This is a genomic window from Phenylobacterium sp. Root700 (genome assembly GCF_001429025.1).
Lineage (GTDB): Bacteria > Pseudomonadota > Alphaproteobacteria > Caulobacterales > Caulobacteraceae > Phenylobacterium.
The window spans coordinates 12,342-33,723 of the sequence record NZ_LMHT01000026.1 but is presented as its reverse complement, the minus strand read 5'-3'; the positions used below and the strand labels follow the sequence as shown (position 1 = coordinate 33,723).

The 21,382-nt window shown below is 67.8% G+C and carries 21 protein-coding genes; 13 read left to right on the top strand and 8 right to left on the bottom strand.

The window, feature by feature from the left end; all coding sequences use genetic code 11:
* The first annotated feature begins 48 nt into the window (after positions 1-48).
* The 5 genes from ASE02_RS13765 to ASE02_RS13745 all read left to right on the top strand — a co-directional run bounded on the left by ASE02_RS13765 (position 49) and on the right by ASE02_RS13745 (position 4,700).
* Positions 49-597, top strand: a complete 549-nt coding sequence (locus tag ASE02_RS13765) for a shikimate kinase (protein WP_056735108.1) — start codon at positions 49-51, stop codon at positions 595-597.
* Positions 594-1,706, top strand: a complete 1,113-nt coding sequence (gene aroB / locus ASE02_RS13760) for a 3-dehydroquinate synthase (protein WP_056735107.1) — start codon at positions 594-596, stop codon at positions 1,704-1,706. The genes ASE02_RS13765 and aroB overlap by 4 nt, the downstream gene beginning before the upstream one ends.
* Entirely contained in the window at positions 1,703-2,992 is a 1,290-nt protein-coding gene (locus ASE02_RS13755; RefSeq protein ID WP_369818564.1) for an HlyC/CorC family transporter, read from the top strand. The genes aroB and ASE02_RS13755 overlap by 4 nt, the downstream gene beginning before the upstream one ends.
* A 77-nt stretch (positions 2,993-3,069) precedes the next feature.
* Positions 3,070-4,326: a sensor histidine kinase gene (locus tag ASE02_RS13750; protein WP_056735106.1), complete on the top strand. Its 1,257-nt coding sequence runs from the start codon at positions 3,070-3,072 to the stop codon at positions 4,324-4,326.
* Positions 4,323-4,700, top strand: coding sequence for a response regulator (locus ASE02_RS13745; RefSeq protein ID WP_056735105.1), 378 nt, complete (start codon positions 4,323-4,325; stop codon positions 4,698-4,700). The genes ASE02_RS13750 and ASE02_RS13745 overlap by 4 nt, the downstream gene beginning before the upstream one ends.
* Here ASE02_RS13745 and ASE02_RS13740 read toward each other — a convergent pair.
* The 4 genes from ASE02_RS13740 to ASE02_RS13725 all read right to left on the bottom strand — a co-directional run bounded on the left by ASE02_RS13740 (position 4,697) and on the right by ASE02_RS13725 (position 8,786).
* Positions 4,697-6,961, bottom strand: coding sequence for a xanthine dehydrogenase family protein molybdopterin-binding subunit (locus ASE02_RS13740; RefSeq protein WP_056735104.1), 2,265 nt, complete (start codon positions 6,959-6,961; stop codon positions 4,697-4,699). The two genes, ASE02_RS13745 and ASE02_RS13740, sit on opposite strands and share 4 nt — an antisense overlap.
* Positions 6,958-7,911 (bottom strand): xanthine dehydrogenase family protein subunit M, encoded by a 954-nt coding sequence (locus tag ASE02_RS13735; protein ID WP_056735103.1) that lies wholly within the window; start codon positions 7,909-7,911, stop codon positions 6,958-6,960. The genes ASE02_RS13740 and ASE02_RS13735 overlap by 4 nt, the downstream gene beginning before the upstream one ends.
* Positions 7,908-8,414 carry a 2Fe-2S iron-sulfur cluster-binding protein gene (locus ASE02_RS13730; RefSeq protein WP_235536696.1) on the bottom strand — a complete coding sequence of 169 codons (507 nt, stop codon included), beginning with the start codon at positions 8,412-8,414 and terminating at the stop codon, positions 7,908-7,910. The genes ASE02_RS13735 and ASE02_RS13730 overlap by 4 nt, the downstream gene beginning before the upstream one ends.
* 96 nt (positions 8,415-8,510) lie before the next feature.
* The gene (locus ASE02_RS13725) at positions 8,511-8,786 is read right to left on the bottom strand and encodes a BolA family transcriptional regulator (protein ID WP_056735117.1); all 276 of its coding nucleotides are present in this window, start codon (positions 8,784-8,786) and stop codon (positions 8,511-8,513) included.
* A gap of 53 nt (positions 8,787-8,839) precedes the next feature.
* On the opposite strand from ASE02_RS13725, the gene ASE02_RS13720 reads away from it, so the two are divergent.
* Positions 8,840-9,493, top strand: coding sequence for a J domain-containing protein (locus ASE02_RS13720; protein ID WP_056735102.1), 654 nt, complete (start codon positions 8,840-8,842; stop codon positions 9,491-9,493).
* Between the two features lie 23 nt (positions 9,494-9,516).
* Here ASE02_RS13720 and ASE02_RS13715 read toward each other — a convergent pair whose 3' ends face one another.
* On the bottom strand, positions 9,517-10,155 hold the full coding sequence (locus tag ASE02_RS13715) for a 1-acyl-sn-glycerol-3-phosphate acyltransferase (protein ID WP_056735101.1): 639 nt from the start codon (positions 10,153-10,155) through the stop codon (positions 9,517-9,519).
* On the bottom strand, positions 10,155-11,120 hold the full coding sequence (locus tag ASE02_RS13710; protein WP_056735100.1) for a phosphatidate cytidylyltransferase: 966 nt from the start codon (positions 11,118-11,120) through the stop codon (positions 10,155-10,157). The genes ASE02_RS13715 and ASE02_RS13710 overlap by 1 nt, the downstream gene beginning before the upstream one ends.
* A gap of 124 nt (positions 11,121-11,244) precedes the next feature.
* Between ASE02_RS13710 and ASE02_RS13705 the strand changes: the two genes are divergently transcribed.
* A complete protein-coding gene (locus ASE02_RS13705) occupies positions 11,245-11,643 on the top strand; it encodes a hypothetical protein (protein ID WP_056735099.1) in 399 nt (132 codons plus the stop codon).
* Positions 11,640-12,311 (top strand): CDP-alcohol phosphatidyltransferase family protein, encoded by a 672-nt coding sequence (locus ASE02_RS13700; protein WP_056735098.1) that lies wholly within the window; start codon positions 11,640-11,642, stop codon positions 12,309-12,311. The genes ASE02_RS13705 and ASE02_RS13700 overlap by 4 nt, the downstream gene beginning before the upstream one ends.
* Here the strand turns inward: ASE02_RS13700 and ASE02_RS13695 are convergent.
* On the bottom strand, positions 12,308-13,177 hold the full coding sequence (locus tag ASE02_RS13695) for a TauD/TfdA family dioxygenase (RefSeq protein ID WP_056735097.1): 870 nt from the start codon (positions 13,175-13,177) through the stop codon (positions 12,308-12,310). The two genes, ASE02_RS13700 and ASE02_RS13695, sit on opposite strands and share 4 nt — an antisense overlap.
* Positions 13,178-13,325: 148 nt before the next feature.
* On the opposite strand from ASE02_RS13695, the gene ASE02_RS13690 reads away from it, so the two are divergent.
* The 5 genes from ASE02_RS13690 to ASE02_RS13670 all read left to right on the top strand — a co-directional run bounded on the left by ASE02_RS13690 (position 13,326) and on the right by ASE02_RS13670 (position 20,706).
* Positions 13,326-14,336 (top strand): AraC family transcriptional regulator, encoded by a 1,011-nt coding sequence (locus ASE02_RS13690; protein WP_056735096.1) that lies wholly within the window; start codon positions 13,326-13,328, stop codon positions 14,334-14,336.
* An 84-nt stretch (positions 14,337-14,420) separates the two neighbouring features.
* A complete protein-coding gene (cobS, locus tag ASE02_RS13685; RefSeq protein WP_056735095.1) occupies positions 14,421-15,425 on the top strand; it encodes a cobaltochelatase subunit CobS in 1,005 nt (334 codons plus the stop codon).
* Positions 15,426-15,538: 113 nt separating this feature from the next.
* Complete coding sequence (locus tag ASE02_RS13680; RefSeq protein ID WP_082602066.1) at positions 15,539-17,659, top strand: ATP-binding protein; 2,121 nt, start codon at positions 15,539-15,541, stop codon at positions 17,657-17,659.
* 132 nt (positions 17,660-17,791) lie between these two features.
* Entirely contained in the window at positions 17,792-19,741 is a 1,950-nt protein-coding gene (gene cobT, locus ASE02_RS13675; RefSeq protein WP_056735093.1) for a cobaltochelatase subunit CobT, read from the top strand.
* Entirely contained in the window at positions 19,738-20,706 is a 969-nt protein-coding gene (locus tag ASE02_RS13670) for an esterase-like activity of phytase family protein (RefSeq protein ID WP_056735092.1), read from the top strand. The genes cobT and ASE02_RS13670 overlap by 4 nt, the downstream gene beginning before the upstream one ends.
* A 64-nt stretch (positions 20,707-20,770) precedes the next feature.
* Here ASE02_RS13670 and rpmB read toward each other — a convergent pair whose 3' ends face one another.
* On the bottom strand, positions 20,771-21,070 hold the full coding sequence (rpmB, locus tag ASE02_RS13665; protein ID WP_056735091.1) for a 50S ribosomal protein L28: 300 nt from the start codon (positions 21,068-21,070) through the stop codon (positions 20,771-20,773).
* Positions 21,071-21,382: the final 312 nt, after the last annotated feature.

Here is a 21,382-nt window from a genome sequence, read left to right as displayed (position 1 = left end):
CCACGAAATTGGCGCGAATGACTTTGCTCGTGTAGACCTTCGCCGTTCATGGACCGTTACACACCGCTACGCGCCCGCACCATCACCCTTGTCGGCCTGATGGGGGTCGGCAAATCGAGCGTCGGCCGCCGCCTGGCCAACGCGCTTGAGCTTCCTTTCAAGGACGCCGACGTCGAGATCGAGGCCGCCGCTGGGCGCTCGATCAAGGAAATCTTCGCCAGCCTGGGCGAGCCTGCCTTCCGCGAAGGTGAGCGCCGAGTGATCACCCGGCTGCTGGAAGATCCGCCCCACGTCCTGGCCACCGGCGGCGGCGCCTTCATCACCCCCGAGACCCGCGCCCTGATCAAGGAACGCTCGATCTCGGTCTGGCTGAAGGCCGACCTCGAGGTCCTGGTCCGCCGGGTCGGTCGCAAGGACAACCGCCCGCTGATCACCGGCAAGGACCCGCTGGAGGTCCTGACCGAACTGGCCGCCGTCCGCTATCCGATCTACGCCGAGGCCGATGTCGTGGTGGAAACCGGCGACACCGCCCACCACGTCACGGTCGACCAGGTGATCCAGGCGCTGACCGCCCACCTGCAGGGACAGAACCCATGAGCCGCACCGTCCGCGTCGGTCTGGCCGAGCGCGCCTATGACGTCGTGGTCGGCGAGGGCCTGCTGGACCGGGCCGGAACGATCCTCGCCCCGTTCTTCAAGAACATGCGCACCGCCATCGTCAGCGACGCCACGGTCTGGGCGCTGCACGGGCAGCGGCTGACCGCGGCGTTGAGCGCCGCCGGCATCGCCTCGGACGCCATCGTGGTGCCGCCGGGCGAGCCGTCGAAGAGCTGGGAAGGCCTGGCCGACGTCTCCGACCGGCTGCTGGAGCTGGAACTCGACCGCGGCGACATCATCATCGCCTTCGGCGGCGGCGTGGTCGGCGACCTCGCCGGCTTCGCGGCGGCGATCTACAAGCGCGGGATCGACTTCATCCAGATCCCGACCACCCTGCTAGCCCAGGTCGACTCCTCGGTCGGCGGCAAGACCGCCATCGACACCGCCCGCGGCAAGAACCTGATCGGCGCCTTCCATCAGCCCAAGCTGGTCCTGGCCGATCTGGATGTGCTGGCAACCCTGCCTGACCGCGAGATGCGCGCCGGCTACGCCGAGATCATCAAGTACGGCCTGCTGGGCGACTTCGCCTTCTTCGAGTGGCTGGAGGCCAACGGCCCCGCCGTCCTGGCCCGCGAGCCGGACGCCCTGGCCTACGCCGTCGCCCGGTCCATCGAGATGAAGGCCGAGATCGTCGTCGAGGACGAGAAGGAAGCCGGCCGCCGCGCCCTGCTGAACCTCGGCCACACCTTCGGCCACGCCCTGGAAGCCGAGACCGGCTATGGCGAAGCCCTGCTGCATGGCGAGGCCGTGGCCGCCGGCTCGGCCATCGCCTTCCGGTTCTCGGCCGCCCAAGGTCTCTGCGACAGCCAGGACGCCCAGCGCGCCGAGGCCGCCATCGCCGCGGTCGGTCTGCCCACCCGCTTGACGCAGGTTTCCTCCGGCCAGTTCGGGGCCGACCAGTTGGTTCGCCACATGGGACAGGACAAGAAGGCCGAAGGCGGCAAGCTGACCTTCATCCTCGCCCGCGCGCTGGGCGACGCCTTCGTCGCCAAGGACGTGAACGCGCAGGCCGTGCGTGACTTCCTGGTCTCCGAAGGGGCGCTCCCGTGACGATCGTCGCCGTCCTCGCCGGCCTGGCGCCGGCGCTGGTCGTCCTCCTCAGTCTCTCAGGCCTGATCTCGGCGGCCGAAACCTCGATGACCGCCGCCAGCCGCGGCCGGATGCACCAGCTCGAACGCGAAGGCGACCGGGCCGCCAAGCGCATCAACAAGATGATGGCCGATCAGGAGAAGATGATCGGCGCCATCCTGCTGTCGAACAACGTCATCAACATCGGCGCCTCGGCCCTGACCACCGCGGCGCTGTCGGCCGTCTTCCCCGGCCCGGTCGGCGCGCTGCTGGCGACCGCGGTGATGACCGTGCTGATCGTCATCTTCAGCGAGATCCTGCCCAAGACCCTGGCCATCGCCCGCGCCGACGACGTGGCCCGCGCCCTGTCGATCCCGACCTATTGGGTGGTGCGGATCTTCGGCCCCCTGGCCAACGGCGCCCAGTGGGTGGTGCGCCAGACCCTGCGCCCGTTCGGCATCAAGCTGTCGATGGAGACCGACGTGCTGGCCGCGCACGAGGAAATTCGCGGCGCGGTGGAGTACCACCACTCCGAAGGCCTGGTGGAAAGCCGCGACCGTCACATGCTGGGCGGGGTGCTGGACCTGGCCGAGATGGACGTCACCCAGGTGATGGTCCACCGCCGGTCGATCTCAATGCTCGACGCTGGCCAATCGGCCCGCGAACTGGTCGCCGAGATGCTGGAGACCGGCCACAGCCGCGTGCCGCTCTATCGTGACGAGCCCGAGAACGTCGTCGGCATCCTCCACGCCAAGGACCTGCTGGCGGCCATGGCCGCGTCGGGCGGCTCACTGGACAAGCTCGACATCCCCGGCATCGCCCGCGAGCCGTGGTTCATCCCCGAGACAACCAGTCTGAAGGACCAGCTGGGCGCCTTCCTGAAGCGCCAGATCCACTTCGCCCTGGTCGTGGACGAGTATGGCGCGTTGCAGGGCCTGATCACCCTGGAGGACATCCTCGAGGAGATCGTCGGCGAAATCGAAGACGAGCACGACAGGGCCCTGGAAGGCGTTCGTCGGCAGGCGGACGGTTCGGTGATGGTTGACGGCTGGGTCGCCATCCGCGATCTGAACCGGGCGCTCGACTGGGATCTGCCCGACGATGACGCCGTCACGGTGGCCGGCCTGGTGATCCACGAGGCCCAGACTATCCCCAAGGTCGGGCAGACCTGGACCTTCCACGGCCACAGATTTCAGGTGGTCAAACGCGAGCGAAATCAGATCACCGCCCTGCGCGTTTCGCCACGTCAGGAAGCCGCCGAGACCTAGTTTTGGTTTCTAAGGTCTTGACCTAGATGCAAAAACGACTTTCGGTTGTGAACTCTTCCCAGGGAGCGCCCATACAGGTGACCGTTTCCGACACCTCGACTGTCGACCTCAAGATGCTTGAGGCCCGCCTCGCAGACGCGCGCGCCGCGCTCGCTGAGGAAACCGTGCGGGCCGACGCCTTGAACCGGATCGCCGCGGCCATCGGCGCCGGCGGGGCCTTGGAGCAGGTGGTGCAGACCGTGGTCGACGGCGGGGTCGAACTGACCGGCGCCGCCTTCGGAGCGTTTTTCTATACCGACCAGATCGGGGAAGACGAGGCGCTGTCCCTCTACACCCTCTCAGGCGCGCCGCGCTCGGCCTTCGACCACTTCCCCATGGTCCGCAAGACGGCGATCTTCGCGCCAACCTTCAACGGCGAAGGGATTTTGCGGTCCGACGATATCACCCGGGACCCGCGATACGGCCATAGCGCGCCCTATCACGGCATGCCGCACGGCCATCTTCCGGTGCGCAGCTATCTCGGCGTGCCGGTGGTTTCGCGATCCGGCAAGGTCCTCGGCGCGCTGCTGTTCGGGCATCCGGAGCCTGGCCGCTTCAGCGAGCGGCTCGAGCACCTGATGGCCGGCGTCGGGGCTCAGGCGGCCGTGGCGATCGAGAATGTCCGGCTCCATCAGGCGGCCCGCCAGGAGGTGGAGGAGCGGCGGCTGGCGGCCGAACGCCAGCGGATGTTGCTCAACGAACTCAACCACCGGGTGAAAAATACGCTTGCATCGGTACAATCGATCGCGCGCCAGAGCCTGATCAACGCCGACAATGTCGAAGGCTTCCGCGACGCCTTCGAGGCCCGCCTCATGGCGCTGTCCCAGACCCACAACCTGCTGACCGCCGAAAACTGGCAGGGCGCCAGCCTGCACGACATCTTTGCCGCCGAGCTGCGCCCGCACGGCGGCGGCCGTCAGGGCGGCGGCCCGCGCTTCACCCTGGAGGGCGACCGGAACCTGCGGCTCAATCCGAAGGCGGCGGTGGCGCTCGGCATGGCGATCCACGAGCTGGCCACCAACGCGCTGAAATACGGCGCGCTCTCGACGCCGTCGGGCCATGTCGCCCTGAGTTCGCGGCTGGAAGGCCAGGAAGCTGATCGACACCTGGTGATCGAATGGGTGGAGTCCGGCGGCCCAAGCGTTTCGAAGCCGGTGCGTCGCGGTTTCGGCAGCCGGTTGCTCGAACGGGGCCTCGCCGGCGAACTCGCTGGACGCGTCCAACTGGACTATGATCCATCGGGCGTGTCCTGTCGTATGGAGCTGCCCTTGCAGGACTTGGAGTCTTCAGAATGACGGGACTACCTGATCTCGCCGGTCTCCGTGTCCTTGTCGTCGAGGACGAGATGATGGTCTCGATGCTGATCGAGGACATGTTGGAGGATCTGGGCTGCAAGGTTATCGGGCCGGCCTCGCGGCTGGACGAGGCGATCGAGCTCGCCAACACCGTTGAACTCGACTGCGCGGTCCTGGATGTGAACCTCGGCGGCCAGCCGATCTTTCCCCTGGCCGACCTGCTGCGGGCCAAGGGCGCGCCGTTCGCCTTCGCCACCGGCTACGGCGACGCCGGCCTCCGGGAAGCCGACAAAGGCTCCCCGGTCCTACAGAAGCCGTTCCGCGAAGGCGACCTCGCCCGCATCCTCGGCGAACTGCGGCTGAAGGTCGGCTAGAGCCCGACCGCCAGCATCCCCGCCAGCACCTTCTCCGGCGTCATCGGATAGTCCCGCAGGCGCACCCCGGTGGCGTTGTAGATCGCGTTGGCCACCGCCGCGCCCGCCCCGCAGATCCCCAGTTCACCGACGCCCTTGATGCCCATGGGGTTGGCCTTGTCGTCGGCCTCGTCAAGGAAGACGGCGTCCAGATCGACGATGTCGGCATGGGCCGGCACCAGGTAGCCCGCCATGTCCTGGTTGATGAACGAGCCGTAGCGCGGGTCCACGACATTGCTCTCGGTCAGGGCCGTGCCGACGCCCCAGATCATTCCGCCGGTGATTTGGCTCTTGGCTGTCTTGGCGTTGAGGATGCGGCCGGCGGCGAAGACGCCGAACATCTTCCGCATGCGGACTTCACCGGTGACGACGTCGACCCCGACCTCGGCGAAGTGAGCGCCGTACGTATGCTGGGAATAGTCGCGAGCGTCGGCGGCGGGCGAGATCGAGCCCTCCACATAGACCCCCTCCGGCGCGGCGCGGGCGACCAGGGCCGCCAGGGTCTCGCTGCGGTTCTCGATGGCGATGTTGCCGTTCTCGAAGGTCACGTACTCAGCCGGCCCGCCATAGAGCGGCGAATTCGGGTCGCCGACCGCAAGCTCGGTCAGCGCCTTGCGCAGGTTCATGCCGGCGTCATAGGCGGCCGACCCGGCCGTCGCCGCGCCGAACTGCCCGCCTGAGCCGGGGGCCGGCGGGAAATCGGAATCCCCCATCTCGACCTTCACCTGCTCCATCGGCACGCCCATGGTCTCGGCGGCGATCTGGGCCAGGATCGTATAGGTGCCGGTGCCGATGTCGGTCATGCCCTGGCGCAGGGTGATGATCCCGTCGGCGTCGATGCGCACGCCCGCCTTGGCCGGCAGCAGGAAGTTGCCGCGGATCGCCGCGGCCATTCCCATCCCGACCAGCCAGCGACCGTCGCGAACCTGGCGCGGCTGCGCCTTGCGCCGCTCCCAGCCAAAGTGCGCCGCGCCCTCGCGCATGCACCGGACCAGTTGGCGGACCGAGAACGGCTTGCCGGTCTCAGGGTCGACCTCCGGCTCGTTGCGGATGCGCAGCTCAATGGGATCGAGGCCCAGCTTCTCGGCCAGTTCGTCCATCGCGCACTCCAGGCTGAGCATGCCCGGCGCCTCGCCCGGCGCCCGCATGGGCCCTGCCCCCGGCAGATCCATCTTCACCAGCCGGTGGCCAGTCAGACGGTTAGGGGCGGCGTAGAGGTTGCGCGAGAAATTGGCCGCGTGCTCGGTGAAGATGGCGTTGCGGGCGCAATGGGTCGTGGCCTCGACTGCGAAGGCCGTCAGCCGCCCGTCGGGCTGTGCGCCCAGCCGCACCCGCATGCTCACCGCCGGGCGGTGGATGGTGCCGTGGAACATCTGCTGACGGGTGTAGGCGAGCTTCACCGGCCGCCCCAGCGCCCGCGCGCCGAGCGCCGCCAGGATCAGGTCGTCATAGGCCTGGCCCTTCCCGCCGAAGCCGCCGCCGATGTAGCGGGTCAGCAGGTGCACATCGGCCGACGGGATCGCCAGGGTCTCGGCCAGGGCGTGCTGGCCGCCCTTCACCATCTGGATCGAGGTGTGAACCGTGACCTTGTCGCCATCCCACCAGGCGGTGGTGGCGCAGGGCTCCATCTGGACGTGGTTCTGGATCGGGCTTTCATAAGTTTCGTCGACGCTCACCGGCGCCGCAGCGTAGGCGGCCGGGAAGTCGCCGATATGGACGTCCTCCTCGCCGGGCGGCTGATCGGCCTGGTCCAGGCTGGCGACGAAATCGACCACGCCCGGTTCGGCGGCGTACTCGATCTCGACCAGGTTCGCGGCGGCCCGCGCGTTTTCGAAGGTGTCAGCGACCACGAAGGCCACGGTCTGGCCGAAGTTCTCGATCCGGTCGCTGGCCAGCACCGGATTGGACGGCCGCTGGCTACGCGGATTGGCCCGCGTCCCGCGCGGCGCCTGGGCCGGCGCGTTCAGGTGACTCCAGACCAGCAGCACGCCGGGCGAAGCCTCGGCGGCCTTGGTGTCGATGCGGGCGATCCTGCCCTTGGCGATGGCGGCGGTGGCCATGTAGCCGATGGCCGGCCGCGAGGGCGCGTCGACTTCATAGGCGTAGGGCGCCGAGCCGGTGACCTTAAGCCGGCCCTCATAACGATCGACGCCCTTGCCGATCAGCCCGCCGCGATTTTCGGTGATGGGGTTGGGCGCGGCCCAATCCTTGACGGAGCTCATGCGGTCCTCCGGGTCTTTGACTCTTCGATGGCCGCGGCGGCCAGGCGGCCGACCAGGGCGATCTTCAGGGCGTTACGGTCGCTGCGGTCGGCCTTGGAAAGCTCAGCCTCGGCCGCCTCGACGGCCGATGCGCCGGCCGCCAGCGCGTCTTCGATATGGGCCGCGCGCCAGGGCTTGTGCGCCACGGCGCCCAGCGCGACCCGGCCGCCCGCCACCGCCACGCTGGCGATGCCGTGGGCGTAGGAGGCTCGGCCGCGAACCTTGCGATAGACCTGCCCGCCCTCCGGCGGCGGCGGCAGCAGGACGGCGGTGATCAGCTCCCCGGGCGCCAGATCGGTCTCAACCTGGGGGGTGTCGCCGGGCAGGCGGTGCAGATCCTGGACCGCCAGGGTTCGCGAAGCGCCGCTTGGCGTCAGGGTCTCGACGCTGGCGCCGAGCACCGTCAGGGCCACGGCCATGTCCGAGGGGTGGCTGGCGATGCAGGCCTTGCTGGCGCCGAAGATGGCGTCATGCGAACCGTGCACGCCCTCCAGGGCGCTGCAGCCCGAGCCAGGCTGGCGTTTATTGCAGGGCTTGGTGGTGTCGTAGAAATAAGCGCAGCGGGTCCGCTGCAGCAGGTTTCCCGCCGTCGTCGCCTTGTTGCGAAGCTGGCCCGAGGCGCCGGAGACCAGCGCCCGCACCAGCACCGGATATAGCTCACGCACCCGCGGATGAGCCGCCAGCTTGCTGTTGACCATGGCCCCGCCGACCCGCAGGCCGCCATTGACCTCCTCGACCCCGGCGAAAGGCAGCCGGCCGACATCGACCAGGTGGGTGGGCCGTTCGATGTCGAGCTTCATCAGATCCAGCAGGTTGGTGCCGCCGGCCAGGAACTTGGCCCCGGGGTTCTCGGCCACCGCCTTGACCGCCGACAGGGCGTCGGCGGCGCGCTCATAGGTGAAGGGCCTCATGCGGCGTCTCCCGCCACGCTGCGGATCGCGGCCACGATCTGGGGATATGCCGAGCAGCGGCAGATGTTGCCGCTCATCCGCTCGCGAATCTCGGCCTCGGTCAGGTCGACCAGGGCGGCGACGTCCTCCATCACCTGGCTCGGCCAACCGTCGGCCGCCTCCTGCAACATGCCGACGGCCGAGCAAATTTGACCGGGCGTGCAGTAGCCGCATTGGAAGGCGTCGTTTTCCAGGAACGCCTGCTGAACCGGATGCAGGTTCTCGGCCGTGCCCAGCCCCTCGATGGTCGTCACCTGGTCGCCGTCATGCATGACCAGCAGGGAGAGGCAGGAATTGATCCGCGCGCCGTTCACCAGCACCGTGCAGGCGCCGCACTGGCCGTGATCGCATCCCTTCTTCGAGCCGATCAGCCCGAGATGCTCGCGCAGGGCGTCCAACAAGGTTGTGCGCGAATCGACGTCGAGCGTCCGCGCCTGTCCATTGACCGTGATCGTCGTCTTCAAATCTCGCCTCCCCAGGCGTGAGCGCTCACACACTTGTCGTTCGATATTGGGCGGAACGGATGCGTCTGTCATCCGATCCGCCGGATCATAATTTTCTTAAGCGCCCTCGCCGGGGGCCAGCGCCTTGACCGACAGCGCGTGGACGGGTCCGGCGAGTTCGGTCGCAAGCGCCTTGTAGACCATGCGTTGGCGCATCACCTTGGATGTTCCGGCGAAGGCCTCGGCCTCAATAGTCACGTTGAAATGGCTCTCTCCCCCCGGCGTCGCGCCCGCATGACCGGCATGCCGATCAGAGTCGTCCTGGACCTCCAGGCGGGTCGGCGAGAACGCCGCAGTGAGCTTGTCGTGGATGGTCTCAAATATGGCGCCCATCGGCTTCATGTTCAATTCTAGAAAAGCGAACTCAGGACCCTCATAATCAGGCCATGGCCGGTGCGTTTCAATACAAGCCTAAGTTCGTCGATATCCGGGTGCGTCCCCCCTCCTCGGAGGAAGCGACGCGAACCGACGACGTCTATGCGCTCAAGCCCGGAGAACGGGCCTGCGATCATCCGGGATGCCGGGTGGCGGCGACGGCGCGTGCGCCGAAATCCCGAGACATGCTGAACGAGCACTACTGGTTCTGCCAGCCGCACGCGGCGGAATATAACAAGCAGTGGAACTTCTTCGCCGGCATGAGCGAAGGCGAGGTCCGCCAGCGCCAGGCCCAGAGCGCGTCCGGCGACCGGCCGACCTGGCAGTTCAAGGCCAGCAAGTTTTCCCGCGAGGCGGCAGCCGCCGCGCACGGCTTCGGCAAGGGCCAGGGCTATAGCGACCCGTTCAGCCTGTTCGGCGGCGGCCAGCGCCCCAAGGCGAGCCCGGAGGCGGCCAACACGCGCCGCATCGGCAAGATCGAACGCAACGCCCTGGCCGACCTGGATCTGGACGATGACGCCGACGGCCCCGCGATCCGCGCCCGCTATATCGAGCTGGTGAAACGCTGCCACCCGGACTCCAACGGCGGCGACCGTTCGGCCGAGCACAAGCTGCAGCGGGTGATCAAGGCCTACCAGTCGTTGAAGAAGGCGAAGATGGCCTAAGGGCCGCTTCGCCGTAAGCGTCGCTAGGCCCAGCGCTGCGGCGGAGCCTTGGCGTGAAGATCCTCCAGCCGGTCCCGCAGCTCGGTCATGAACGCCGCCCGGTCGCCCTGCCAGTGCAGCGGCTCGCCCACCAGCACCGTGCAGTTCATCGGCACTGGGACGAAACCGCCCTTGGGCAGCACCCGGCCCGCCCCCTGCAGCCAGATCGGAATGACCGGCGCCTCCGGGACGTCGGCGGCCAGCCGGGCGACGCCGCTCTTCAGGTCTGACATCGCCTCGCCGTCGCCGCGCGTGCCCTCCGGGAAGATCAGCACGATATCGCCGGCCTTCAGCGCCTCACGGACCGGGGCCAGCACATCGACGCCGGTCCCGGCCTTGTCGCGGGCCACCGGCACGATCCCGATGATGGTGTTGGAAAACCAGCTGATCAGCCCGCCGCGCAGAAAATAGTCCGCCGCCGCCGCCGGCCGCACCCGGTCCAGCCCGCGGGACGGATAGAGGGTCAGCATCAGGATGGTGTCGACATGACTCGCATGGTTGGCGACCAGGATCGCCGGCCCCTTCAGCGGCAACCGCTCGCGCCCGACGATATCGGCGCCAGTGAAGATGCGGGCGATCGGCCGAGCGATCAGAACCAGGACAAGGCGGCGGAACCAGAGCATCAGAAGCGCCCCAGGGCGAAGTAGGCCAGGATGTGGAAATAGAGCGGCGCGGTGAAGGTCAAGCTGTCGGCGCGGTCCAGCAACCCGCCATGGCCCGGAATGAGCGCGCTGGTGTCCTTGACCCCGATGTCGCGCTTGATGGCGCTCATGGTCACGTCACCGGCGAAGCCCGCCACGGGGAGGAAGATCGCCAGGACCGCCAGCCCGATCCCGCTCAGCGGGGTGAACACCGGCCCCACGAACCAGATCAGCAGGCCTGTGGTGAGCCAGCCGCCCAGGAAGCCTTCCCAAGTCTTGTTGGGGCTGACCTTGGGCACGATCTTGCGGCGCCCGAACAGCTTGCCCCAGACGTACTGCGCCACGTCATTGGCCTCGGTCGCGACCAGCAGGAAGAACACCAGGCCAGCGGCCCCGGCCGGCAACGCCTCGCTGGCGGGGGTCCGCATCAGAAAGGCGATATATCCGAGGTTGTAGACGCAGGTGACGATGGCCCAATGGAAGGTCGCCGTGGTCGCCAGGAAGGCCCGCGTCTGGCCGATGCAGGCCATCAGGAACGGGATGATCAGGAACACGTAGGTCGGGATGAACACCCGGTAGAGGCCGTAGTCGTCGATGACGATGAAGAGGTAGTTGATCAACATGGCCACGAAGGCGGCCAGCACGATCAGGCGATCCTCTCGGCGCACCGGGGCCAGCGACAGGAACTCCCGCAGGGCGATGAACGAGATCACCACGAACAGGGCCGTGACCGCCTGCCAGCCCATCAGCAACGCCCCGGCCAACAGGGCGATCATCACCCACCAGGACGAGATCCTCTGGCGCAGGTTGGTGAAGTCTCCCGCCGGCTTGATCATCGGCAGCAGGGCGGTGACGGCGACCGCCAGGGTCAGGAACGCCAGCACGCCGCCCAGCCCCCACAGCAGGGCTAGCGATTGTCCTGCGAAAAAGGCTGTAATCGTATCCATGCCGACATGTTCCCGCTCGACCGGCGCGAGCAGGGAAAGCCGAACTCCCCTTCTCCGCGCGCCTTGACCGTAGCGTGTATGACAGCAAGGGTCCCACCCTTAGCAAGAGGGACGGCGCAGGCATTTGGGCTCGAGCTTTCGCAATTTCGCCGGATCGAGCGTCGCTCACATCGGCTTCGCGTTCCTGGCCATGGGCGGTTGGGCCCTGTTCGCCAACAGCGGCCACGGCCTGGCCGCCGCCTGGCTGCCGGCGCTATCGCAGGGCGTGCTCTCGGGCCTGATCACCTTGGTGCTCAAGCGGGCGCTGGAGGCGATGAACGGCCGGTTTCCAGCCTTGCTCAACTATGTCCTGCCGCCGGCGATCACCGCCGGGGCCGTGCTGCTCCTGCTGGTGAGCGTCCACAAGCTGATCGGGACGCCGGAAATTTTGCGCACCATCGCCGTACCGTGGTCGGTCTCGACCCTCTACGCCTTCATCTATTCCGCCACGCTCGCGCGCGGCCAAGCCAAGGCCGTCCGATGAGCGAACCCGCACCTGAGAACCGTCGCCCGCTGAAGACCCGCGGCGCCTCCTGGGCGCAGGGCCTGGCCTCCGCCCTCGCCCGCGCCGGCTTGAGCCCGGACGCCATCTCAGCGGGCAGCGTAGGGTTCGCCGTCCTCGGCTGCGCATTGTTCGTGATGGCCGGAAGCGCCTCTGGCATGGCCCGTGGCGGGCTGCTGATCGGGGCCGGCGTCTGCATCCAGCTGCGGCTGGTCTGCAACCTGCTGGACGGCATGGTCGCAGTCGAGCACGGCAAGGGTGGGCCTTCCGGTCCGATCTGGAACGAGCTGCCCGACCGCATCGCCGACGCCCTGTTCCTGGTCGGCGCCGGATACTGCGCAAGCGCCTCGGGCTTGGCGCTGGGCGTGCCGCTCGGCTGGGCCGCCGCGGTGCTGGCGGTGCTGACCGCCTACATCCGCGAACTCGGGCGAGGACTTGGCTTCCCCGCCGACTTTTCCGGTCCGATGGCCAAGCCGCACCGGATGGCGGCGCTGACCGCCACCTGCGCGGTGGCGGCCTTCGAACCGCTCTGGGGCTGGCGGGGCCAGGCCCTGGTCGTGGGCCTGGCGATCATCGTGCTTGGCACGATCTGGACCGCCGCCCGCCGGACTCGGACCCTGGCGGCCCGACTGGCGGGGAACGCCGCCTAGACCGGCGCATCGCCTGCGACGGTCGTGCGATGCATGACCCGCAGGTGGCCGTCATAGCCGCCCTCCGCCAGGTGGACGGTGCAGCGGTTGTCCCACATCAGCAGCATGTCCTTGCGCCAGTTGTGGCGATAGATGAACTCGTCCTGGGTCATGTGGGCGAACAGGAAGCCGAGGATGGCGTGCGCCTCCTTCAGGGTCATGCCCTCGATCCCCACCGTGTAGGTCGGACTGACGAACAGCGCCTTGCGGCCGGTCACCGGATGGGTGCGGACAAGCGGATGGCTGAGCGTCTTGTCGGCCTCCGACGAGACGATGATCTCCATGGTCCGCTTCTCGGTCTCCTTGGCGAAGACGCCCTGGGTTCCGTAGGCGCGGGTCGCCGAATGCACCGCGCGCAGCGGGGCCAGCATCGCCTTCATCGCATCCGACAGCGCGTCATAGGCGCGCGAGCAATCGGCGAAGAGGGTGTCGCCGCCGACCGGGGGCACGACCTGGGAACGCAGCAGGGTCGCGGCGGGCGGGGTCTTCTGGAAACTCCAGTCGGAATGCCAGCCAGCCCCAAAATTGGTCGCCTTCTCATCGGGCTCGCGGCGCAGCTCCAGCACGTTGGGGTGGCCGGCCATCGGAGCGATGAACGGATCGACCCCGAACGGACCGATCGCCTGGGTGAAGGCCTCCAGCGCCTCCAGCGACAGCGGCTGATCGGGGAACGCCACAACCGAGTGCGACGCCCAGGCGGCCTTCACCTGCGCCAGGACCTGCGGGCTCAAGGGCTTGGAAAGGTCGAGCCCGACGATTTCCGCGCCGAACCCGGTGGGCTGGGGCGTGACGACAATGTCGGGCGCGGCGGCGAGGGCCTGGGTCATGGTGCTTCCTCCTGGGTCGAGCCGGCTTGATCGCCCACCCATTCTCTGGCCGCAGCCTAGCCCCGCCGGGTTGATCTCGCGCGCCGAAGACATGACTTTGCGCGCCACGGGACTTGGCTCTCGCTGACGTCTGGTCTCTAGTCGCGCGATGCGTGGCGCCTCGACGATCATGGCCGGCTGGGTGAACGCCGCCCTCGACGGCCTGGTCCGCGAGGGCGTGGACCGGCGCGCCTTGACCCACGGGCTACGCGGCTTCGAAGCCGGTTCGGCGGCCCGCGATTCCCGGGTCGACGTCGCCTCGGTGCGGCGGCTGTGGCGACGCGCGGCGACGCTGAACCCCGATCCGCTGCTGGGGCTCAAGATCGGCGCCGGCCTGCCGTTCCAGGCCAGCAACGTCATCACCATCCTGGTCGCCCACAGCGCCACCGTGGGCGCCAGCATCGAGATGCTGCTGCGCTACCAGCAACTGGTCAGCAACAGCGGCGGCTATCGAGCCGTCCGCGAGGGCGACACCCTGCGCCTGACCTATGTGCCGACGCCCGCCCCCGTCGAGATCCACCGGCTGCAGGTCGAATCGGTGCTCGGAACCCTGGCCGCCCGGCGCGCGGTGTTCGGCGCGACCGGCGTGCGCCCCCAGCGGATGATCCTGATGAACGGCGCTCCGGCGCCGCGCGAGCGCTACGAGGCCTTCCTCGGCCTGCCGGTCACGTTCGAGGCCCGGGCCGGCGTGATCTTCGCGGCGGGCGACCTGTCCCGCCCGGTCCCTGGCGCCGACCCCCGGCTGCTGGAGCTGAACGCCGCCTACGCCGAAAGCCTGCTGCACGATCAGAACCGCAGCGAGACCCTCTGCGCCCAGGTCCAGGCCGTGATTCACAGGACCGGGTTCCGCACAGCGTCCGCGCCGGCCGCCGCCGCCGAACTGGGCCTGTCGGTCCGCAGCCTGCAGCGCCGGCTGAACGAGGCCGGCGTCAGTTTCTCGCTGCTTCGCGACGAGACGCGGATGCGGGAGGCGATGATCCTGCTCACCGAATCTCGCCTGTCGCTGGCGGAACTGGCGTTACGCCTTGGATATTCTGAGGAAAGCGCCTTCTCGCGCGCCGTGAAGGCGTGGTGGGGCGCCGGCCCTCGGGAGTTGCGGCGCGGCGCGGAATCCGCCTGACGTCGCGGCGCCCTCGCAACAGGCCCGCCGAGCATGCAAACTGGCGTTTGCATTGCGTCCGTAACCCTGTAATCGAAGCCCGCCATGACTTCTTTCGCCAATACCCAAGACGACAAGCTGATCGCTCTGGTTCCGGACAAGAAGGTGTCGGTTCGCGACACGTTCGGAGTCGATGTGGACATGACCGTGCCCGCTTTCAGCGAGCGCGACGCCCACGTGCCGGACATCGATCTCGCCTATAAGTTCGACCCGGAAACCACCCGGGCGATCTGCGCAGGCTTCGCCTTCGACCGCCGCGTGATGGTCCAGGGCTATCACGGCACGGGCAAGTCGACCCACATCGAGCAGGTCGCCGCGCGCCTGAACTGGCCGCTGATCCGCGTGAACCTCGACAGCCATGTCAGCCGGATCGATCTGGTCGGCAAGGACGCCATCGTCCTGAAGGACGGCAAGCAGGTCACCGAGTTCCGTGAAGGCATCCTGCCCTGGACGATCCAACGTCCCGTGGCCCTGGTGTTCGACGAATACGACGCCGGCCGTCCGGACGTGATGTTCGTGATCCAGCGCATCCTGGAGGCCCAGGGCAAGCTGACCCTGCTCGACCAGAACCGCGTGATCCGGCCGAACCCGTTCTTCCGCCTGTTCTCCACGACCAACACCATCGGTCTGGGCGACACGACGGGCCTCTATCACGGCACCCAGCAGATCAACCAAGGCCAGATGGACCGCTGGTCCATCGTGACCACGCTGAACTATCTGGCCCACGACGTGGAAGCCGACATCGTTCTGGCCAAGTCGCCGCATTACGACACGGTCGAGGGCAAGCGCACCATCGCGGCCATGGTCCGCGTGGCCGACATGACCCGCAACGCCTTCATGAACGGCGACATCTCCACCGTCATGAGCCCGCGGACCGTGATCACCTGGGCCCAGAACGCCGAGATCTTCGGCGGCGACATCGCGCTCGCCTTCCGCATGACCTTCCTGAACAAGTGCGACGAGCTGGAGCGCGGCACCGTCGCCGAGTTCTTCCAGCGCGCCTTCGGCCAGGACCTGCCGGAAAGCACCGCCCGGGTCCGCGTGGCCTGAATTTTCGTGCGGGATCGTCCGACTGGGCGATCCCGACGCAAATGTCGCAGCCCGTCTTCACGGTTTGATAGCTGCGTTATCGCACAACCGACATCCATGTCGGGCGTGATGCGATGAGTTCGAAATTACCTCACAACCGCGGCGCGGTTCGCCGCATCGTGGCGCTGGCGGCGCTGATCGTCGTCATTGTCGTGGTCGGCAGCTTCGGCCTGCTGTTCTACACCGCCCGCTCGGTGGACAGGCTGCAGGTCACAGAAGAACGCGCCCTGATCTCGAACTATCTCCGTGGTTCGGAGCGGGAGATGATCCGCCACATCGTCTCGGCCTCGATCTGGGACGAGGCCTACACCAAGCTGTCGCCGGCTTTCGATAACCAGTGGGCCGACCTCTACATCGGCGGTTATTTCGCCGCCTATATGGGTCACGAGTTGAGCCTTGTGCTCGATAGCGACGATCGCCCGGTCTACGCCTGGCGCGGCGACGGGCGTATCGCGCCGGCCGAAACCACCGCCTTCCTGAGAGACGCCGCGCTGCTGGTGAGCTCGGTCCGGCAGGAGGAAACCCTGCGCCAGGACGACGTCCTGCTCCGCAACGGCATCGGCGCCCTGATCGCCAACAGCGGCGTGGTGTGCTCCGGAGACGGGTTCTATCTGGTCGCGATCTCGAACGTCATCCCCGAGACCCGCTCGGTCGCGCCGCGGCCGGGACCGAACTATCTGGTGATCACCGCACGCAAGATCGACGCCGAGTTCCTCGCCGACCTCAATAACGACATGCGCGTCACCGCCAGCCACGTGGCCTCGACCACGACCCGGGAACTCGCCGCCCTGCCCATGGTCGGCGTCAACAACGAGACCATCGGCCAGCTGGGATGGACGCCGAAGAAGCCCGGCGTCGACGTCATGCGCAACGCTGTCCCGCTGTTCGCCATGGCGGTGACGCTCCTGGTGCTGGCCGGACTGGCCATGGCCACGCGGATCCGGATGATCTTCCGCGAGCTGGCGGCCAACGACGCCAGCCTGCAACAGGCCATGGACGAACTGGTCCGCACCCGGGACGAGGCGGCCGCCGCCAATGTCGCCAAGTCGCAGTTCCTGGCCAATATGAGCCACGAGATCCGCACCCCGCTGAACGGCATCCTGGGCATGACCCAGGTGATGGCGCGCGAGGACCTGAGCCCGGCCCAGTGCGAGCGTCTGGAGGTCGTGCGCGACTCCGGCCAGGCCCTGCTGACCGTGCTCAACGACATTCTCGACATCTCCAAGATCGAGGCCGGCAAGCTGGAGATCGACAATCACGAGTTCGATCTCGCGACCGCGATCCATACCGCCTGCAACGCCTTCGCCGGCATCGCCGACCAGAAGGATGTCGCGTTCCGGATCGGGATCGACGACGAGGCGCTAGGCATCTGGTGGGGCGATGGCGCGCGTCTGCGCCAGGTGGTCTCCAACCTCGCCTCCAACGCCGTGAAGTTCACCCACCAGGGCGAGGTCGCGGTCATCGTGCGCCGCACCGAGGCCGGCGTGCACCTGACCGTTCGCGACACCGGCATCGGCATCCCGCCCGACCGGCAGGGAGAGCTCTTCCAGAAGTTCAACCAGGTCGACGCCTCGACGACGCGGAAATTCGGCGGCACCGGCCTTGGCCTGGCGATCAGCCATGAGCTGGTGGCCCTGATGGGCGGGACGATGACCGTGGCCAGCATCATGTCGGAGGGCTCGACCTTCGCCTTCGACCTGCCGCTGGAATGGCGCGCGCCGGCCCGCCCCGCCAGCCGCGTCGCGACCGCCGCCGCCGCGCGCGCGTCCGGCTCCCAGGCGGCCCCGCGCATCCTGGCCGCCGAGGACAACCCCACCAACCAGCTGATTCTGTCGGCCCTGCTGGAGCCCTTCGGCGTCGATCTCACCCTGGTCGGCAACGGGCGCGAGGCGGTCGACGCCTTTGCGGCGGGAAACTTCGAGGTCGTGCTGATGGACGTGCAGATGCCGGTGATGAACGGCGTCGAGGCCACCGCCGCGATCCGCCGACTGGAGGCCGAACGCGGGCTGGCGGCGACCCCGATCCTGGCCCTGTCGGCCAATGTGATGAGCCATCAGGTGACTGAGTATCTCGCCGCCGGCATGAGCGGCTTCATCCCCAAGCCGATCGAGAGCGCCAAGCTGCTCGCCGCCATCGAGGCGGCGCTGGACGCCGACGAGGCGATAACCGTCGAGAGAACCGCTTCCGCGCCATAGGTGATTTGGTCGATCTGGATCTTCCTGCCGGCCAGGAAAGCCGCAACGCCGCGTTCGACAGGCCGTTCCTTACGCCGTGGACGCCAAGTCACCCTTCCCTCGCTTCGCCCACCCGCGCTATGAGAATTGGCCATGGCCAAGAACCCCGAAAGCCCCATCGAGCCCTTCAAGCGCGCCCTGGCCCACGCGGCGCGCTCGCTGGCCGAAATGCCCGACCTTGAGATCGTCTATTCGGGCGAAGGTCCCCAGCTGTCCGGCAACCGCGCGGTGCTGCCGCACCCGCCGCGCGACCTGACGCCGATGGACGCCGCGCGCATTCGCGGGCTGGCCGACCAGATGGCGCTGCGCCTGGCCCACCACGACAACGCCGCGCACGCCAAGGGCCGCCCGGGCTCGGCGCTCGGCGGTCCGGTCTATGACGCCCTGGAGCAGGTCCGTATCGAGGCGATCGGCGCCAATGCGCTGGTCGGGGTGAAGGACAATCTGCGCGTCGTTCACGAGCAGATCTGGGCCAAGAAGCCGCTGAACCAACTCGAAGCCCTGGCCAATCCGCCGATGGCCGACATCGTTGCGCTGATGGCGCGCGAACGGCTGACCGGCGAACCGCCGCCGGCCATGGCCAGGCCCCTGGTCGACCTGTTCCGCGCCGAGGTCGAGAGCAAGGCCGGCGCCGATCTCGACAAGCTTGCCGACGTCGCCCACGACCAGAAGCTGTTCGCCAAGATCGCCCGCACGATCCTGCGCGACCTTTCGATGGGCGATGACCTGTCCGACGCGCCGGACCAGTCCGACGAGGACGGCGACAGCGAGGACGGCGAGGCCGAAAGCCAGGAAGACGGCGACGAGGGCGACGGCGAGGGCCAATCCCCGCAACAGGCCTCGATGGACGAGAACGACGCGACCCATCGCGAAAGCGAGGACGCCGACAGCCAGATGATGCAGGCTGAGGACGATCCAAACGCCGAGGACACCGACGAGCCGCCGGAGATGGGCGAGGGCGAACAGCCCGCGCGTCCGGACATGAAGGGCGACGCCAAGCAGGCGACCTACCGGGTCTTCACCACCGCCCACGACGAGGTGGTGGCGGCCGAGGAACTCTGCGACGCCGAGGAGCTAACGAGGCTTCGCGCCTATCTGGACCAACAGCTCGCCAGCCTTTCCAGCGTGGTCTCGCGCCTGGCCAACAAGCTGCAGCGCAAGCTGATGGCCCAACAGAACCGCTCCTGGACCTTCGACCTGGAGGAAGGGATCCTCGACGTCGCGCGCCTGACGCGGGTGATCACCGACCCCACCGCCTCGCTGGCCTTCAAGGAAGAGGAAGACACCGAGTTCCGCGACACGGTCGTCACCATCCTGATCGACAATTCGGGCTCGATGCGCGGCCGGCCGATCATGGTGGCCGCGGTCTGCGCCGACATCCTGGCCCGCACCCTCGAGCGCTGCGGCGTGAAAACCGAGATTCTCGGCTTCACCACGCGGGCCTGGAAGGGCGGCTCATCGCGCGAGGATTGGCTGAAGGCCGGCAAGCCGGCCCAGCCCGGCCGCCTGAACGACCTGCGCCATATCATCTACAAGTCCGCCGATTCCCCGTGGCGTCGCGCCCGCCGCAACCTCGGCCTGATGATGCGCGAGGGGCTTCTGAAGGAGAACATCGACGGCGAAGCCCTGATGTGGGCGCACCAGCGCCTGATCGGCCGTCCCGAAGCCCGCCGCATCCTGATGGTGATCTCCGACGGCGCTCCGGTCGATGATTCGACCCTGTCGGTGAACTCCGGCCACTATCTGGAACGCCACCTGCGCGACGTGATCACCGAGATCGAGGGTAAGAGCCCCGTCCAGTTGATCGCCATCGGCATCGGTCACGACGTCACCCGCTATTATCGCCGCGCGGTGACCATCGTCGACGTGGAGCAACTGGCCGGCGTCATCGTCGATCAGCTCGCCGAACTGTTCGACGAGGACGTCCGCAGGGTCACCCGCAAGAACGCCAACCTGTTGGCCCCGCCGCCCAGCACCCAGGGGCCGCAGGGCGGCGCGGCGCGGAGATCGACCTTCAAGGAAGTCCGGAGAGCGGTCGCGTGAGGCTCGCGGGGGCGAGATCGGCCTTCGCCCTGCTGGCGCTCGCCGCCTGCGCCCCCGTCCACGCACCCTTGCCGACCGCGCCGGTCGCCGCGGGCCATCGAATCGTCGTGGCGGCGGTCGCCGTGCCGCTCAATCCGCAGGATCCCGCCCAGAATCGCATCGGCGACTTCCATTATGCCGGCGGCCTGGCCCTCACCTCGCCCGATACCGCCAGGTTCCATGGCCTGTCGGACATGGAAATCTCGGCTGACGGCCGATTGAGCGCGATCAGCGACGAGGGCGACCTGCTGTCGGCGCGGCTTAGCTTCGATTCGAAGGGTCGGCCGACCGGCCTGACCGACGCGGCCTTGAGCGTCCTGAGCGATCTCAATGGCAAGCCGCTGCAAGGCAAGCTGGAAGCCGACGCCGAGGGCATGACCCTGCTGGCCAATGGCGACCGGCTGGTCAGCTTCGAACAGCGACACCGAGTCTGGCTTTATTCCGCCGCCGGCGGCCTTCCGCGCGCGGTCCCTTCGCCTGAAACTCAGTTCCCGGCCAACGGCGGCATGGAGGCCCTGAGCGCCGTACCGAGCCTGGGCCCCGACGTCTATGTCGCCGCCGGCGAGGATTCGGGTGAGACCTGGACCTGCCGGCTGTCGGGCGGCTGCGTCCAGGGACCAACCATCGCCAAGCCTGCCGAATTCGGGGTGGTCGCGGTGCGGCCGCTGCCGGGCGGGCGCATGGCCTGGCTGCTTCGCGCCTGGGATCCGGTGCGCGGCAGCCGCAACAGCCTGCAGATCCATGGCCCGGGCGGCGAAATCGCCCGCCTGGACATGGCCCGGCCCCTGACCGTCGACAATTACGAGGCCCTGGCGGCCATCCCGCGCAAGGACGGATCGGTGCGATTCTACCTGCTGTCGGACGACAACTTCCAAAGCTCGCAGCGGACCCTGCTGCTGGCCTTCGACTGGAAGCCGTCGAAATAGGCGTTTCGCCCAAAGAAAAAGGCCGGTGTTTCCACCGGCCTTTTCCGAAGTTCTGTAGCTGCGCTTAGGCGGCTGCGGCTTGCGTCGCGAGCTTGGCCTTCAGTTGGCGCTTGATCTTCAGAGCGCGCGGCGAGAGCTGCTCGTCGCGGGCGCCGACCAGGAACACGTCCAGGCCGCCGCGGAAGTCGAGCGTGCGCAGCGCCGCATTGGTGATGCGCAGACGGAAGGTTTGACCCAGCGCGTCCGATTGGAGCGTGGCTGGCGAGAGGGCCGGCAAGAACCGACGCTTCGTCTTGATATTCGAATGGCTGACGTTGTGGCCGACCATGGGACCGACACCGGTGAGTTCGCAACGACGCGACATGGCTTCTGACCTACGCGAGAATGGATGTGCCGCGGGGAAGGACCCGCGAGAGAGCGGGCGATATAGTCGAAAGCCCGGTCCGGCGTCAAGGCGGCGGCGACATTCATACCCGCCTGGGCGCCAGAAAGAGCTGAATTGCGCTTCAAGGCCCTCGAACCCGTTTGTGGTCCGAAGTCGTTGAGATACAATAGATTGTAGGGAACAAACACTGAATCGCGCCGAGTCGCTGATTCGGTCATGATTCGTTTCGCCCGTGTTCTCGAATCTCCCGACGCCCCGTTAACCTAAAAACGCAGTTCGCTGAGCGTGTAC